Origin of the sequence: Streptomyces sp. NPDC053048 (genome assembly GCF_044547045.1) — a bacterium.
GTDB lineage: Bacteria > Actinomycetota > Actinomycetes > Streptomycetales > Streptomycetaceae > Streptomyces.
This window is the reverse complement of the sequence record NZ_JBITZS010000020.1, coordinates 36,941-38,379: the sequence shown is the minus strand read 5'-3', so window position 1 is coordinate 38,379 and position 1,439 is coordinate 36,941. Positions and strand designations below refer to the sequence as shown.

General features: G+C 70.0%; 2 protein-coding genes. Both read left to right on the top strand.

Annotated elements, in window-relative coordinates:
* Positions 1 to 36: 36 nt before the first annotated feature.
* Positions 37 to 621 carry a hypothetical protein gene (locus tag ACIG36_RS33170; protein WP_399936212.1) on the top strand — a complete coding sequence of 195 codons (585 nt, stop codon included), beginning with the start codon at positions 37 to 39 and terminating at the stop codon, positions 619 to 621.
* 148 nt (positions 622 to 769) lie between these two features.
* On the top strand, positions 770 to 1,439 hold a 670-nt coding region (locus ACIG36_RS33165; RefSeq protein WP_399936210.1), incomplete at its 3' end, for a hypothetical protein.

Sequence of the window (1,439 nt, the reverse complement as noted above, 5' to 3'; positions counted from 1 at the left end):
CCGGGCCACCACCGAAAACCTCAACCAGGAGACGACGTGTCCAACACCATCACCCAGGGGATCGCCACCGAGACCCCCACGCCCGTTGCTCAGCTCGTCACCGTGGAAGGCAGCTCCTACGGCCCGTACCGTGCGCTGAACACCACGCGGGTCCAGGACGCCTACATGCGCCTGCCGTTCAGCCGCTCGACGGCCCAGCAGATCGTCGAGGACCTCACCCGCGATGACTGCGGTCTGCGTGCCGAGTGGCACGGCGACGAGCTGGTGTTCACGTGGAGCAGCGACTACATGGGCGAGGCCGGTACGGAGACGGTGCGTCCGGACGACAGCGGCCTGTACCTCGTCGGCGGCCTGTGGCCGTGGGACTTCAGCGCCAAGCCGTCCCTGCCGACCGTTGACCTCACCAAGCAGGAGCGCGAGTTCTTCGTCGTCGGTACGGACGGGGTCGACGACTACGAGATCTGGCACGTCGTCGAGGCCCCCGCGGACGAGTCCGACGCCCAGGACCTCTACGACGAGCTCCACTGGGACGCCTACGACGCCTTCGGCAGCGTGACGCCGATCTTCGCCGTCAGCCACGCGCACGCCGCCGGTATCGCGCGCCACGAGTGCCACCTGTAGCCGACAGCTTCCACCGCCCCGGCCGCACGTCCTCGTGCGGCCGGACGACGGCGCGGCCACGGGAAACGATGCCGCAGCACCGCCGCTTGGGCATCGGCCGCGCCGCCGTCACGCGTCACCGAAAACCTCAACCAGGAGTACGACCACCATGACCACGCAGACCACCACCGCGCCCGCGCAGCGCCCGCTGTTCGAGAAGCTGAAGGCCGCCGGACTGTCCCCCGAGATGTGGGGCGACAGCGCGGGCACCTACGTCGTGCTGACCCTCGCGGACGCCTCGGAGATCGGCATCAGCGCGACCACCACCGACGGGGCGGAAGTGCATGCACACCACGAGGTGGACGAGCACCGCAGCTGGCAGGCGTACTGGAACGACGCCGATCAGGAGCACTTCGCCACGGTCTACGACTCCGACGGCGAGGACAAGGAGTGCGCGGCCGACACCGCCGCCGTCGCCGAGGCCGTCATCGCCTACATCCACGAGCACGAGTCCACGCTCACCGAGGCCGACGTCCTGCGCGGCGCACTGTCCACCTACGGCCTCACCGCGTACGACGGCGGCGAGGGCGGAGTCAGCTGGCTCGTGGTGCCGTTCAACCCGCACACCACCGAGGAGTCCGCCCGCCTCGAACCGCACTTTCTGATCTCCTCCGGCGAGGACGCGCGCCGCCCGCTGTCCCAGCACGACGAGCCGTGGGGCGCCTCGCTCTACGACGGCCTCGGCGACTACGTCGAGACCCTGCACGCCGCGCCCGAGGGCTCGTCCCTGGCCGAGGACTCCGCGCACTGCGCCCGCGCCATCGCGGAGTACATCGCTT